The organism is Fluviicola sp., from assembly GCF_030151805.1.
Classification (GTDB): Bacteria; Bacteroidota; Bacteroidia; order Flavobacteriales_D; family Crocinitomicaceae; genus Fluviicola.
Genome location: NZ_JASLCN010000017.1, coordinates 1 through 14766, shown reverse-complemented (window position 1 = coordinate 14766; position 14766 = coordinate 1). Strand labels below are relative to the sequence as shown.

Annotated in this window: 13 protein-coding genes; 8 read left to right on the top strand and 5 right to left on the bottom strand. The window is 40.8% G+C overall.

Translation table 11 applies throughout. The features are described from left to right. The 5 genes from Q1V93_RS00675 to sucC all read right to left on the bottom strand — a co-directional run. A partial coding sequence (locus Q1V93_RS00675; protein WP_300660060.1) for a hypothetical protein occupies nucleotides 1-824 on the bottom strand: 824 nt, incomplete at its 3' end. 79 nt (nucleotides 825-903) lie between these two features. Continuing rightward, nucleotides 904-1383: a hypothetical protein gene (locus tag Q1V93_RS00670; RefSeq protein WP_300660057.1), complete on the bottom strand. Its 480-nt coding sequence runs from the start codon at nucleotides 1381-1383 to the stop codon at nucleotides 904-906. Beyond that, nucleotides 1370-2074, bottom strand: a complete 705-nt coding sequence (gene prfH, locus Q1V93_RS00665; protein ID WP_300660054.1) for a peptide chain release factor H — start codon at nucleotides 2072-2074, stop codon at nucleotides 1370-1372. Before prfH ends, Q1V93_RS00670 begins: the two co-directional genes overlap by 14 nt. A gap of 6 nt (nucleotides 2075-2080) precedes the next feature. Then, a complete protein-coding gene (locus Q1V93_RS00660; protein WP_300660051.1) occupies nucleotides 2081-3466 on the bottom strand; it encodes an RtcB family protein in 1386 nt (461 codons plus the stop codon). Nucleotides 3467-4350: 884 nt separating this feature from the next. After that, nucleotides 4351-5562: an ADP-forming succinate--CoA ligase subunit beta gene (gene sucC / locus Q1V93_RS00655; RefSeq protein ID WP_300660048.1), complete on the bottom strand. Its 1212-nt coding sequence runs from the start codon at nucleotides 5560-5562 to the stop codon at nucleotides 4351-4353. A gap of 234 nt (nucleotides 5563-5796) precedes the next feature. Here sucC and Q1V93_RS00650 point away from each other — a divergent pair, with 234 nt between their 5' ends. The 8 genes from Q1V93_RS00650 to Q1V93_RS00615 form a co-directional block, all read left to right on the top strand. After that, entirely contained in the window at nucleotides 5797-8988 is a 3192-nt protein-coding gene (locus Q1V93_RS00650) for an AsmA-like C-terminal region-containing protein (RefSeq protein WP_300660045.1), read from the top strand. Nucleotides 8989-9344: 356 nt separating this feature from the next. Beyond that, nucleotides 9345-10091, top strand: a complete 747-nt coding sequence (locus Q1V93_RS00645; protein WP_300660042.1) for a phenylalanine 4-monooxygenase — start codon at nucleotides 9345-9347, stop codon at nucleotides 10089-10091. After that, a complete protein-coding gene (locus Q1V93_RS00640; RefSeq protein WP_300660039.1) occupies nucleotides 10060-10317 on the top strand; it encodes a 4a-hydroxytetrahydrobiopterin dehydratase in 258 nt (85 codons plus the stop codon). The genes Q1V93_RS00645 and Q1V93_RS00640 overlap by 32 nt, the downstream gene beginning before the upstream one ends. Nucleotides 10318-10474: 157 nt before the next feature. Then, nucleotides 10475-11353, top strand: a complete 879-nt coding sequence (locus tag Q1V93_RS00635) for a T9SS type A sorting domain-containing protein (RefSeq protein ID WP_300660036.1) — start codon at nucleotides 10475-10477, stop codon at nucleotides 11351-11353. Between the two features lie 199 nt (nucleotides 11354-11552). Continuing rightward, the gene (locus Q1V93_RS00630; RefSeq protein ID WP_300660033.1) at nucleotides 11553-12185 is read left to right on the top strand and encodes an outer membrane beta-barrel protein; all 633 of its coding nucleotides are present in this window, start codon (nucleotides 11553-11555) and stop codon (nucleotides 12183-12185) included. Nucleotides 12186-12337: 152 nt separating this feature from the next. Beyond that, complete coding sequence (locus tag Q1V93_RS00625) at nucleotides 12338-13042, top strand: hypothetical protein (protein ID WP_300660030.1); 705 nt, start codon at nucleotides 12338-12340, stop codon at nucleotides 13040-13042. Between the two features lie 18 nt (nucleotides 13043-13060). Further along, nucleotides 13061-13597, top strand: a complete 537-nt coding sequence (locus tag Q1V93_RS00620; RefSeq protein WP_300660027.1) for an RNA polymerase sigma factor — start codon at nucleotides 13061-13063, stop codon at nucleotides 13595-13597. A 9-nt stretch (nucleotides 13598-13606) separates the two neighbouring features. Continuing rightward, a partial coding sequence (locus tag Q1V93_RS00615; protein ID WP_300660024.1) for a hypothetical protein occupies nucleotides 13607-14766 on the top strand: 1160 nt, incomplete at its 3' end.

Here is a 14766-nt window from a genome sequence, read left to right as displayed (position 1 = left end):
GTAACCAATTGATTACTCAGCCAGGCCGAACTTCCAGGTAAAATATCACTCAATACGACTCTGTTTTGTTCATCCAAACGGTAACTGATCCCGAATTTTTCTTTTTGCGTAGAAAGTTCTTCAAAGAAGCGGTTTTTCTGAGACGGGCTAAAATACAAGGTGTGCGGATCAAAACTCATTGCAATGGCACCGAGATACATTTCCTGCAACAGTTTTTTCCCTTCAAACATCGCAAAGTAATTCGCATAATTAGCTTCCACTTTCAAACGTGCTTTCTTCTCGAATGGAGCCAGGCAATCTTTTGAAAACACTTCTGCATCTTTCGGATACAGATTCAGCATTTCCGAAAAAACAGACAGGCTTAGTTGCTCTTCCCAAAACGATTTGAAATTGCTTGCCGTTAAATCCACTTTGCCATTGATCAAAACCCTTTTAGAGCTTGTTAAAGGAACTGCTTTGCTCAGGAAATTCTTTTGAATATTCTTTATTTCATCGGAGCGCGACCGGAAAATCCGTTCAAATTCGGAGAAATAAAACTGCTTTCCGTTTTGAAAATCATCCGGTAATTTGGAACTCAAACCTTTCAGGTACGTTAAGTCCTCCACCCTGAAAATTTCCTTTTCATCGTCTACAAATGACAGCAAATATTCGTGAACCTGGTTCCCGAATGCGGCATCAACAGCACGAGGCTTCACGTGTGTTTTCTGAATCTTTTTGATCAGGAGATTGACATTTCCGGATAAAGAATCTGTTTCTCCTGCATGCGCATAACAAAACGCGTGAAAGATGAAGGTGGTGACTACAATTAGTTGTTTCAGTTGCAATTTTTTAACTTTTCTGGAGCAAAAGTACAAGGAATTTCAAAATGCCACCTGTTCAGATGGCATTTTGTTTTTTTATTGATTATTTCAAAGCGATTTTCTTTTCAATTCGCCGCTTCATTTCTTCCAAATCCGACAGGAAGGAAGAGCTTGGAGCCTGGATCATAGCCTCTTTGATTGCTTTGAGTGCTTTCTTGAACTTCAGTTGCCGTTCCAAAAGCATTGCTTCATAATAGAAAAGCAAGGCCCGGTCCATTCCTTTGCGCTTTCCGGCAAAAACCAGAAGTTTTTTCATCTCTTCAAAATCCGCCTGAATCAGGAGGCATTCCAAAAAGTAGGCATACGTTTCCACGTAATTGACATCGGAAGCCAACGCTTCTCTGAAATAGCTGTTTGCGACCGGATAATCCTTGAATATTTCCAAATGAACCCTTCCCATTAAACAATACGCAATCGGGTTATTGTCTTCATACGCCATAGCATAGTTCAACGATTCCATGCATTGTTCCAAATCGTAGGGATAACTTTCCAACGCTTTGATCAGGTAATTATTTGTTGTCATAATTTAATTCCTTGTATAATTCTTGCTTCAATTGACTTCGTTGCTTTTTGAAGGTTTTTGCTTCTTTTTTCGGCTTGAAATCCATTCCTGTAAAGGTTCTCACCGGGTTTCCGCGTTCCAGTTCATGATGCTGTGACCATTGCTGACTCACATTATCGATTATTTTCTGAAGCTGCACTTTTTCCAATTTTTCACGCATGCGTTCACGTGCCAGTTTCTTATTTTGAAGCTGTGAACGGCTGTCCTGAACAAAAACCATCGTTCCGGTTGGTGGATGAATGGCGCGAATGGCAGAGCTTACTTTGTTGACATGTTGTCCGCCCGCCCCGCTGCTTCTCACTGACTGATAAACCAAATCCTCTTCTTTCCAGATCAGTTTGTCGGGTGTTTTCACTTCGTAAATCCCTACAAACCAGTTTTTCCGTCCGTGGTTGGGACGATACGGACTTTTTTGAATCCATAAAATCGTCCCTAACCAGGTTTGAACAGGTGGTTGGATGTTCAAGCCTTTTACCTGCACGGTTGCGGAAAGAATTGTTCCGTTTTCAGCGCCCGGTGTGCGTTCCAGCGTTTCTGCCTGCAATCCTTTTGCTCTCAGATCTCTGAGCAAAGCACTCAGGATTTTCCCGGCTGCCAATTGGCATTCCAAAGGACCTTTCGCGGTTGTAATATGTAAAATTGTTGTTTCCATCTGTTTCTATTTATCCATTCTTACAATCTTCGGCGAAAATGTCCCGATTGTTTCTACCAATTCCTGTTGATTCCCCATCACGTGATGAATATTCTTGTATGCCATCGGGCATTCGTCTACTGCTCCACCAATTAAACTCACATCGGAATCTGCCAGTGTTTTCATCATTTCGCTCTTCGTAAAGCGTCCTTTACACTGAGAGCGCGAATACAAACGGCCTGCTCCGTGAGATGCGGAATTGATACTTGCTTCATTTCCTAAACCTCTGACAATAAATCCTGGCGCAGTCATACTTCCTGGAATAATTCCCATCTGCCCCAAACCTGCCGGTGTTGCACCTTTTCGATGTACAATACACGCTTCGCCGTTCACGGTTTCCTCCCATGCAAAATTGTGGTGGTTCTCTATCGTCATCAACATGCGAAGCCCCAACTTTTTGGTCAATCTTGCGTGAATATCATCGTGACACGCTTTGGCATATTCTCCTGCCAGATTCATCACTTTCCAGTATTCCTGGCCGTCGTGTGTGTTCAGATCCAACCAGGCCAAATGCTGTACTTGTCTCGGTAACGGACATTGCTTGATCGCCGACTGCGTGTACTGTTTCGCAATGGCTGCTCCCAATCCACGTGAACCGCTGTGACTTAACAATCCCAAATATTCACCCGGAGGAACTCCGGCATCTGTTGCTGTAATCGTCACGGTTCCAAACTCTACGAAGTGATTTCCTCCTCCTGACGTTCCCAATTGCTGGTAAGCCTTTCCATGAAGCTTTTTCAACAAAGGAATTTCGCGGAACAAGTTGCTTTCCAACACTTCATGATCGTGTTTGACCTTATGCGTTTCGTACATTCCGAACTTGGTATGTTCAGAAAGCAGGTTCTCCAATTGGTGCGTTCTTCCGTTGAAAAATGAAGCCGGTGCATCAAAAATGGTCATCGACATCCGGCAACCGATATCTACCCCAACTCCGTAAGGAATCACTGCATTTTTCGTTGCCAACACTCCGCCAATCGGTAATCCGTATCCGTAGTGCGCATCCGGCATCAACGCTCCCTGAACCGAAACCGGCAATTTCAGGGATTGATAAAACTGGTGTTTTGTTTGTTCATCAATTTCGTTTTCGCCGTAGATCAAAAACGGTGAGCGTTCGACCTTTAGTTCGTTGAATTTCACTTCTACCGGGGCAATTAAGCCTTCTGCTACTTTTCCCCAAATTCCGTCTCCGATGTACTGATCCGGAAAATGAAGTAATTCTGCTAATTCTGCAAGAATTCGTTCTTTACTTTCTTTCTTTTTATATCTGCTGATCAGCCCTAAGGCGATGTTCACAGAGTTGTCTCCGGGAAAACCTATTTTTAACAGGTCTTTCCCTTTTAGTTTACTTCCCATAAAATTTTCTTAGCCGACAGAAGTAAAATTCCAATCTCTGCGTTATCCGAAAATTTCCAATTCATCATTCACCATCGTGAACGCAGCATCGTAAATTTTCAAAAGCCTCGATTTTGAAGATATTCTACCTGTCTGATCCATTGAGCTGAATTCAAATCAGTCCAATTTTTTTTAACTTTTGATTAACCCGATTCGGGTTTGGAAGAGATTTCGGGGTTCAACTGCGTTCGTTCATCGAAACGCTTGAAACAAAAAAATCCGAAACCTCAATGGCTTCGGATTTTCATATGCTGTTTTGTTTAAATATCAATTCAGTGGAAAATCCAAAGCCCGCGCAAACTAGCCTTGCCAGTCGGTGCACTCCATGTAGCTTGTAACTTGAACATTTGCTTTGGTTTTAAAATTGTTAATACTAATTTCTCGATTCTTGTAATCGTCGACAACGCTTGGGCAGAAGCTTCAGCGTAGGCACAAAGGTAACGCAAAAAAAATGACACGGTTGCTATAAATCATTGATTTTTTTTGAATAAAAATCTTTATAACTATGTTATAAGAAAAAATAGCTCTGTGATTATTTGTGTAATTGTTGAGAAATTTGAAACCATTCTTACAGGTCGAATATCTTCAAAAACAAGTCTTTTTTCACTTCCGTTCCTATGTTCTCGATCCCGATAGTTATCGGGACGAACAGACCAATCACAGCAAGGGTTTCAGGATTAAAAATCACCGCTGTTCACTTCTCGATACTTTTACATATAATTTCCGCTTGGCAAGGCTCATTTAGAATTGCAAAAACTCGAAGTGACAGCAAGAACAAAAAACAAAAATCCCCGGTACTTCGACTATGCTCAGTTACCGGGGATTTTATTATCGTTAGAATCGACTTACGCCAATACTTCTTTTACTTTATCTGCTGCTTCCTGCAACAAAACTGCTGAATGCACATTCAACCCTGAATCGTCGATAATTTTCTTCGCTTCTTCAGCATTTGTTCCCTGCAAACGAACGATGATCGGAACAGGAATAGTACCGATATTTTTATAAGCATCAACAACCCCCTGAGCAACACGGTCACAACGAACGATTCCTCCGAAGATATTGATCAAAATTGCTTTTACGTTCGGATCTTTCAAAATGATATGGAATGCTTTCTCAACGCGCTCAGCATCTGCTGTTCCACCAACATCCAGGAAGTTTGCCGGGTTACCACCTGAATACTTGATAATATCCATTGTAGCCATCGCCAAACCTGCACCGTTTACCATACAAGCAACGTTACCATCCAATTTCACGAAATTCAATCCTGCAGCATCTGCTTCAACATCCAACGGATCTTCTTCAGAAGTATCGCGCATTGCAGCATAGTCCGGGTGACGGTACAATCCGTTTCCATCCAATGTTACTTTCGCATCAACTGCAATGATTTTGTTATCTGAAGTTTTCAATACCGGGTTGATCTCAAACATCGCAGCATCACATCCTTCGTAAGCGCTGTATAAAGCAACAACGAATTTCGTCATTTGCTTGAACGCTTCTCCAGACAATCCTAAGTTGAAAGCGATTTTACGAGCCTGGAATCCTTGAATTCCAACACGCGGATCGATTTCTTCCTTGAAGATCAAATGTGGTGTATCGTGAGCAACCGTTTCGATATCCATTCCTCCTTCTGTTGAATACATAATCGTATTACGACCTCTTTCGCGATCCAACAAAACAGACATGTAGAATTCTTCTACTTCAGCTTCTCCCGGGTAATAAACGTCTTCAGCAAGCAATACTTTACTTACCAATTTACCTTTCCCGTTTGTTTGAGCTGTTTCCAAATGACCACCAAGGATTCCTTTTACTTTCTCCTCTACCTGGTCAATACCTTTTGCCAAAACTACACCATGAGAACCAGTTTCTTCCACGATACCTTTACCGCGTCCACCAGCATGGATCTGTGCTTTAACCACATACCAACCTGTTCCTGTTTCTTCTGTCAATTTTTTAGCTGCAGCAATTGCATCTTCTACTTTTTCTACAACAACACCGCGTTGTACTGCCACGCCGTATTTCTGTAAAATTGATTTTCCTTGATATTCGTGTAAGTTCATGACAACTTTTTAAATTTTTGGTGCGCTAAAGGTAAGCATTAAATTGGTTCGAGATAATCCGAATTCTATAAAAATTCAATGGATTTGTAAAATTTCCGCTTCCTGTTTTCATCCGTTAAAAATCTTTGAATCCGAAACCGGTCACCGAGATTAAAATGAGATTAGAATTTAGCTTTCAAAGAATGGCTAAACAATAGATTACCTAATTTTAAGCGGAGCTCATTTATCCGTATCATGAAATTGTTTGTCACAAAAAAATTCTGGAAGCGTTTTGTCATGTATTTGATCATTACTCCGATCCTGCTCTTTTCGCTGATTGTACTGATTGTTTACTGGAAACAGGACGCCCTGGTTCAGGAATTGCTCACCACTTTAAACAAAGATTTCAAAGGCGAAATCAAGATTACCGGAAGTCATGTTTCTCCTTTTGCCAATTTTCCGCATATTTCAATTGATCTGGAAAATGTACGGATTTATGAAGGGAAGAAACAAAACGGCAAACCGATCCTGAAAGTTCAGGATGTATACGTTGGTTTTGATTTGTGGACCATCATTTCCGGAAAAACCGAAATCAAATCCATCAAAGCAAAAAACGGAAAAATGAACCTGACACAGCATCCAGACGGAAGTTTGAACCTCCTGAATGCACTTTCTTCCACTAAAAAGACAGCAGAAATTGAAGAAGAACTACACCTGGATTTGAAATCAATCGTACTGGATCATATCGATATCCGGAAATACAACGAAGCAAACCAGGTTTTGATTGATCTGGACATTGAAAAAGCAACCAGCAAATTCAAACTAAAAAACGATGTGATCGACGCGGAACTGAACAGCAAATTTCAGCTTTCGATTGCGCAACACGGAAAACCGACGTTTATTCAACACAAACATTTGCAGTTTGCGACGGAAATACTTTTCGACCAAACAAGTCATTTCCTGACCATCAATCCGACGGAAATCCAGTTGGAGAACTCTTTTTTCGGAATTGAAGGCAAAATTGATCTTGCGAATGAAATGGATCTGGACTTGAAATTGCACGGAGATAAACCCAATTTCAACCTCTTTATTGCTTTGGCTCCGGAAGAATTGATCCAAGTCTTTGAACAATATGAAAACCGAGGAAAACTTTATTTCAAAGCTTCCGTCAAAGGGAAATCGCTCAATGGTATGATGCCCGCAATCAGAGCTGATTTTGGTTGTAAAGATGCATTCTTCAGCAATGAACTGACACACAAAAAAGTAGATGGAATCCGCTTCAAGGGGTATTTCACCAATGGCGAAAAACGTTCTTTGGAAACCATGGAATTCGGAATTTCTGATTTCAGCGCACGACCGGAAACAGGGAAATTTACCGGGTTGATCAACGTTTCGAACTTCAACGAACCGAATGTCGACATGAAACTCATCTCGGATTTCAACCTGGATTTCCTCGCTAAATTTATCAATTCGCAGGAACTTACCGGATTGAAAGGAAACGTGAAACTGACCATGAAATTTAAAGACATCATTGATCTGGATCATCCTGAAAAAAGCATTGAGAAACTGAATGAGGCGTATGAAAGCAAACTGGAAGTGAAAAACCTGTCGTTCAATTCACGCAAACTGCCTTACCAGATTCACGATATTGATATCATGGCGCACATGGACGGGCATCAGGCAAAAATCGACTTCATCAACATGCATGTCGGTCGAAGCGATGTTTCGATTTCCGGACTAATCAGCGATCTTCCCGCAATCATTCATCACACGGATATTCCTGTGACAACGCAATTGAATATACAAGCCAAACGCATGGATTTCGGGGAACTTTCCAAATCAAGTGCTGACGCAAAACCGGGTGTTGACGAAGAACTGACTAATTTGCACGCCCAATTCAAATTCATCACCAGCGCAAAAGCCATTACTGAATCCCCAACGCTTCCTTTGGGAGAATTTTATGTTGATGATCTCTACGCTAAATTGAAGCATTATCCGCATGTTTTACACGATTTCCATGCCGATGTAATTATTCGCGAAGACAACTTCAAAGTGGTCGATTTCACCGGACAAATTGATCAATCCGATTTTCATTTCAATGGCGGAATTCTAAACTACAACCTATGGTTTCAGGATAAACTGAACGGAAACACGACCATTGATTTCAAACTCAATTCCAATAAACTGAAACTGGAAGATTTGTTGGTTTACAAAGGTGAAAACTTCATTCCGGCAGATTACCGACACGAAGAATTGGATCAATTGAAATTTCACGGAAATGTAGCAATGCATTTCGATCATGGGTTAAAATCAACGGATTTGCAACTCGATCATTTCACTGCAAAAATGAAGATTCACCCTCTACGGGTCGATCGCTTGGACGGAACATTCCATTTGGAAAATGAGCATTTAGTCGTGAAGGAAATGGACGCTAAAATCGGTAATTCGGATCTCCATCTGGACATGAATTACTACCTGGGAGATAATCCCGAGTTGAGAAAACGCGAGAACCTCATTCACTTGAAATCGAATCGGCTGGATATCGACCAGCTGGTCAATTACACGGAACAGGCGCCGAAAACCTCTCAAACAGCAGCGCCACAAAAAACAGATCACGACAATGTGTTCAGTATTTACGACATTCCGTTTCCGGAAATGGAATTCAGTTTCATTGTCAACGATCTGAAATATCATAAATACCATATTACGCAGTTGAACACGCAGTTTCATACCAAAAGCAATCACCACGTTTCCTTTTCGAAATGCGATCTGCACGCTGCCGGAGGTGAAATCGGCATGACGGGATATTTTACGGCAACGGATAAAAAGCACATTTACCTGCGTCCGAACCTGACAATCAAAAACATTCAGTTGGATCAGCTTTTACTGAAGTTCGACAATTTTGGCCAGGATCATGTGGTTGCTGAAAACCTGCACGGAAAATTATCTGGCTCGTTGACCGGAAAAATCCACCTGCATGCTGACATGACTCCGAAACTGGATGATTCGGAAATTGATCTGAAGATTGAAGTGCTGAAAGGTCGTTTGGAAAACTACGCTCCGATGAAAAGTTTAGCCGATTATTTCCAGGATAAAAACCTGTCTAAAATTCATTTCGACAGTCTGCAAAACAACCTGAAAATGAAAAACGGGGAAATCACCGTTCCGAAAATGGGAATCAATACATCTCTCGGTTACCTGGAAATTTCCGGAAAACAAGACGCAAAAGCCACTATGGAATACTTCATCAGTGTTCCGTTGAAAATGGTGACGGAAGCCGGTTTCAAAAAATTATTCGGGAGAAAGAAAGAGGAAGTTTCCATTGACCAGGAAGATGCCGTTCAATACAAAACGGATAAAATGCGGTTTATCACCGTGAAGATTGTCGGAAACACCGATCATTTCTCAGTGAGTCTCAGTAAGCAGAAGAAGCATAAAACGGGATAAATTATAAGAGAGAAGTGTTATCGTTCAAAAGTTTAAAGGTTGAAAAAGTTCAATGTTCTGTACGAAAAAGACATTGAACTTTTTACCTTTTGAACAGATTGAACCTCTTCATTGACAGGAAAACCTCCAATCAATGCAACTTTAGATAGATTACAAATAAACAATATGCCTAATATTTGTTATTTATAAAACATTATCATACATTTGTGACATGAACAAACATATGCACATCAGCACTTATTATTATGCGTTTCTAAATCCAGGAACCGAATAAGTCGTTATGCAAACTTTATAGCTGAAAAGCCCGGTTCTTTCGAACCGGGCTTTTTTTATTTATCCATTTTTTCTTTTTTGAAATGAAACAACAATTTGAACAGTACACAGCAGAAGATTTAGCTGTTTGGTCGACCTTATTTGAGCGACAGATTGAAAACCTGAAACACAAAGCTTCCCGCAATTACCTGGAAGCTCTTGAATCAATGAATGCTGTGTTGAATCCGTATCAGCTTCCTCATTTCGAAAAGATCAACGCATGGTTTTCGGAGCACACCGGCTGGGAAATAGCTTGTGTTCCGGGATTGATTGAAGTGGACGAATTCTTTGAATTGCTTTCGGAGAAAAAGTTTCCTTCGTCTACCTGGCTGCGTTCAAAAGACAAACTGGATTACCTGGAAGAACCGGATATGTTTCACGATATTTTCGGACACATTCCCCTGCTTTCCAATCCGGGGTACGCGCGTTTCATTCATCAATTCGGGATTTTGGGAAAAGCCCACAAAAGCAATCCGGAAATCCTGCTGCAATTACAACGTTTGTACTGGTTCACCATCGAATTCGGATTGATTTCCGAAGGAGGCGAACTTCGCATTTTCGGGGCAGGAATTATTTCTTCCTTTCACGAATCAATCTCCAGTCTTTCAGATTCAGGAGAAGTGGTTCATCATCCTTTCGACGCAGAACAGATTATTCAAACCGATTTCTGTACCAGCGAACTGCAGCAAAATTACTTTGTGCTGAATGATCTGGCTCAATTAGAACAAACAATACAAATCCTTTCAAAAAAATACACTCATGCATTGGAATCTCATAGCACATCAATTTAGAACCGTCGTGCAGTTCAAAAACCAGACGGAACTGGCAGATTTTGTTCTCCAAATCGCAAAACTAGCCGATCAGCAAGATCACCATCCCGATCTGACAATCCGGCATTGCTCCGAATTAAGTATCGCGGTTTACTCCCACGATCAGCATCAAATTACCACACGCGATCACGCACTCGTGGAAGCGATTACCAATCTTTATGATGAAGTTTCGCAGATGAGTGTCTGAGTACTTAAGTGATTTTTGAAATTTCTCTTCCTTACTTCCCGATACATCCCGGATGAAACGCCGGGACATTCGAAGTGACGGAAGAGATTTTTTTTCTACTTGCCCCAAGGTTTTGTCATTCCTGATTGTTTAAAGGGTAAACAAGAAAAGAATCACTATGAAAAAACAATTCTTATTTATTTCATTCATTGGTGCAACGGGTGCCCTGAATGCTCAATCATTTCCAAACGGAGGTTTTGAAAACTGGGTCAATCATACCCTTTATGAAGATCCTCAGTATTGGTCGGGAACAAATGCTATAAGCATATTTGGTGCAGATCCGTCTGCTATTAAATCAACAGATGCTCACGGCGGAACGTATGCATTGAAGTTGAAAACCAGTGTAAGCGATGTTGGTGGTGACGGAGAAATGGATACCATTCCAGCAGTTCTGATGCTTGGAACAATCGATATGGTCAACGATACGGAAATTATCGGACATCCTTTTAGTCATCGTCCGGATTCATTGGTTGGCTGGTACAAATTAAGTTCTCCGGGCAATGTTCCGTTTCAACTGGAATTCAGTTCTTCCAAATGGAACAGTGGTTCAGGTAGTCCGGAAACTGTTGGTGCAGCTCTTTTTGAAGGGGGAGCAAGTGCAAATTACATCCGCTTCAGCGTTCCTGTCAATTATTTGAGCAACGCAACTCCGGATTCAATCCAGGTTTTCATCATCAATACAACAGATGAATCCGTTGTTACAAACGAATTGTATCTCGATGACCTGAGTTTTGTATACAATACACTCGGGATCACTGAAAATACTGCCCAAATTGAGTTATACCCGAATCCGGTAACCAATCAGCTTACCGTACAAAGCGACGAACCCGTGCAATACATTTCTGTGAAAGACATTCATGGAAAACAGTTGTTCGAAATGTCGGGCAATACAGAAATATACCAGGTAGAAACAAGTCACTTTACATCCGGTGTTTACTTCTGTGATTTGGTCTTTTCGAATGGTTCATCCAAACGCTTAAAATTTGTCAAACAATAAGTCTCTGTCAGTCACCCCTGCTCCAGAAAAAGAAGGTCCGCTACATGCGGACTTTTTTTTTGAGAAAATCTTATCCGGGAATTTAGATGATTTCCAAAAAAGCACGCAAAACCATTGAAAAAAACTTTTTTCCGTCGTTTTAACCCAAGGTTTTAGATGTGAGAATTGTCTTATAATCAGAATACTAAAATCAAATATCATGAAACGATTAATCAAAAAAACGCACCTCTTTACCGGAATTTTATTACTAGCAGGAACATTTGTTTCGGCTCAGAAAGAACCAACTCCAAAATTGAAAAATTACCTGGAAGTTTCTTACGGTCCGAATACAACTTTGAATTTCCAGTCTTTGTCAACGATGAACGGTCAGCAGGATCAATTCGAATTCAATAACATCAACAGCCTGGGAACTTTAGGTCTTCGTTACGATCATTTATTGACTCCTTCATTCAGTTTAGGAATTGATTTTTACTACCTGCAACGAAAATCTACCGGAACAGTAACGGAATTTAACTCCGGGATTCAAAGCGAAGCTCAGTACATTGTGAATCGCTTTAAGACACAAATACGCATTGCCTACCACTTCCCTATTTCCAATCCCAACATAGATGTGTACATTGGAGGTGGTGTCGGGATGAACAATCAGATAAGAAAATTGATTATCAATGGCACTACAGCTTCCAGAAACGAATATCCACTCAATATCAATCTGCCTGTTTCTTTGAGAACCTATGCCGGGTTGCGTTATTCTTTCAGTAAACATTTTGGTGTGAATGCCGAATTGGGAATCGGTGGTCCGTTGTTTAATGCCGGTTTTCATTTCCGTTTCTAATGATTCAAACACCCTGTTTTCAGGCCTAATCTATTCAAATTCAATAATTCCGTCTAATTTTGGCGGAATTATTGAAAAAAATCATCATCGACCAAAGGTTTTTGATTTGACAATTGTTTATTCACTGAAACCTCATCTTTGAGCAAAGTATTATGAAGACAATACAATTGGGTTCTTTTTGGAAATTCGCGCTTTTAAGCATGCTGCTTTTGCCGGTCATTGGCTCCGCACAACAAGCTGAAAAACCGTTTAAGAAGTTTAACCTTTCTATTGGCTATGGATTGGTCAGTTATTTCTACTCTCCGAACCAGGAAACAACGACCTATTATATGGTTGACAGCATTAACAACATTCAATCTTCCCAAACAGATTTGGTTGTTACAGATATCAAAATAAAGCCGATTTTCCTTCGCTTTGATTACAAATGGGACAAAAAAAACAGTCTTGGTTTTATGATCACTTACAATGGTTATAAAGCGTCGGGTACACGAACAGATTCTATCTGGAACGGTTCCTCGGGCTACGATATTTCCAGCAGCAACCTGTTTTACAGTATGCACCGTTTGCGTTCTCAGGTGGTTTATACCCGTCATTTTTTTGTGGACCGTCCAAAAGTGAATACCTATTTCTACACAGCATTGGGATTTAATCTGAAGTTTAGCAAGTTCAAGGAAGAAAAGCAGAAAGGAGAAGGAGGAATGCCAAGCAGTTCCGGCATGGATATTTCACGCGGCTTTCCAATCACGGGTCGAATTTGTTATGGTTTGCGCTACAACTTCAGTGAAAGCATGAGTTTACTTACGGAAGTGGGTCTTGGCGGACCCTTTCTATCAATTGGTTTAACAGCTAAGTTTTAATTCGACAAAAAGCATTCCGTGGAAATCGAACTGATAAAACGTTGTATTGAAGAAGACAGGAGAGCGCAGGAACTCTTTTACAGGCAATGTTATGCCAAATTTATCGGCACGGCCTATCGCTACTCAAACGGAAAGGAACAAGCGGTGCATTTTTTCAACCTGGGTTTCGTAAAGATTTTATTGAACCTGAAAAAATACGATCAAAACAATCCGTTTGATTATTGGGCAAAACGCGTCCTCATCAATACGATACTCAACGAGTTGAAAAAGGAAAAACGCGAGCAAGATCGTGTGAGACCTACCGAAGATATTACGCAATTCACACAAACGTCCTGGGATGATGAAGATGACGCGATCATCCGGGAAAAGATTGAATTAATCCGGGAAAAAGCCCAGCTCCTGCCTCCGATGACCAAGAATGTATTCAATCTGTATACGATTGACGGATATAAGCATCACGAAATTGCCAGTTTGCTCGACATCAACGAAAACACCAGTATGTGGCACTATTCGGATGCGAAAAAGAAATTGCGAAAAATGTTAGACATCAATTAATTGAAAGCGATGGAAGATTTTAACAACATAGAATTTGATCCGATTCCCGAGGGATTGGAGTTCAACGAAAGTTACATGCAAGATGCATTTGCATTGTACGACGCTGAAAAGCAAAAACAAAGACGACGCATCCTGATTTGGTGGCTTACTTCCGCATTGGGCTTCGCTTCCATTTTGTTGGTCGGAATATACTTCTTCACCAAAGAAAACGCTTCGGATTCAGCTGAGAAAAAAACACGCATCGAAAAAGGAATCTCTGCTCAGAACAAAGCCGCGAAGAATGCATCTTCTTCCGTTGAAAGCAAGAATCAAATCACTCAACCGGTTATCGCAGCGAATCGAAATGCTTCTTACAATCCGGTAAAAACAGGTGGAATTGATCTTAAAAAGAGAACTGCTTTCAAATTCAGCACTTCTTCAAAGCATCACACGACAGAAAATCACACTCCGGAAGTTTCCAAAAAAATGCGCAATTCATTTAAAAATAAACGTACCCGTACAAAAATTGTCGCTGCTTTCGAAACAGATAGTATGAATCATACTATTGAAGCAAATACCATTGCTCCGGCTTCTGTTCATTTAATGACTCAACCTGTAACTCCGGATAATCTGAATCAAAGAGTTGAAACCGATTTCAGTCAGTTCCCGGATCTGGATACTTTGCCGTCCAAACCGGTGCTGCTTGCATTTAACCAGGATAGCTTAGTCAAACGAACAATTGACAGCCTGGGTAATTTTACTCAAGTTGAAGTTCAGCCTCGTAAACACCAGCTATTTCTGAACCTTGGAGTAAACACGATGTTTGGGATGAAGGAACTACAACATCGTGTGATCTTCAAGGAAAGTATCGGGATTTCGTACAATTATCAGCTTTCAGAGAAGATCGGAATCGGTGTAGGCCTGGAATATCATTCCATTCCGAGGATTACGTATCGCAGAATTGTCGGCGACACAACTAAATCCGACAAAACGACCACTATTCTGAACAAAACAACGCTCAATTACATCAGTTTGTATCCTCAAATGAGTTTCCATCTGTGGCCTCACCACAAAGTAACGGCCGGACTCGGAATTGAGTATTTGCTGACTGATCCGGGAGAACGGTATGAAATTGAAAATTACACCAACGAAAGCTCCAAAAGAACGAATAGTAAATTGTATTACAGCAC

Excerpts from the sequence above, each read along its gene's own strand:
- Q1V93_RS00650 (WP_300660045.1), top strand. The coding sequence starts at position 5,797 with ATGAAATTGTTTGTCACAAAAAAATTCTGGAAGCGTTTTGTCATGTAT.
- sucC (WP_300660048.1), bottom strand. The coding sequence starts at position 5,562 with ATGAACTTACACGAATATCAAGGAAAATCAATTTTACAGAAATACGGC.
- Q1V93_RS00670 (WP_300660057.1), bottom strand. The coding sequence starts at position 1,383 with ATGACAACAAATAATTACCTGATCAAAGCGTTGGAAAGTTATCCCTAC.
- prfH (WP_300660054.1), bottom strand. The coding sequence starts at position 2,074 with ATGGAAACAACAATTTTACATATTACAACCGCGAAAGGTCCTTTGGAA.
- Q1V93_RS00645 (WP_300660042.1), top strand. The coding sequence starts at position 9,345 with ATGAAACAACAATTTGAACAGTACACAGCAGAAGATTTAGCTGTTTGG.
- Q1V93_RS00660 (WP_300660051.1), bottom strand. The coding sequence starts at position 3,466 with ATGGGAAGTAAACTAAAAGGGAAAGACCTGTTAAAAATAGGTTTTCCC.
- Q1V93_RS00640 (WP_300660039.1), top strand. The coding sequence starts at position 10,060 with ATGCATTGGAATCTCATAGCACATCAATTTAGAACCGTCGTGCAGTTC.
- Q1V93_RS00635 (WP_300660036.1), top strand. The coding sequence starts at position 10,475 with ATGAAAAAACAATTCTTATTTATTTCATTCATTGGTGCAACGGGTGCC.
- Q1V93_RS00625 (WP_300660030.1), top strand. The coding sequence starts at position 12,338 with ATGAAGACAATACAATTGGGTTCTTTTTGGAAATTCGCGCTTTTAAGC.
- Q1V93_RS00630 (WP_300660033.1), top strand. The coding sequence starts at position 11,553 with ATGAAACGATTAATCAAAAAAACGCACCTCTTTACCGGAATTTTATTA.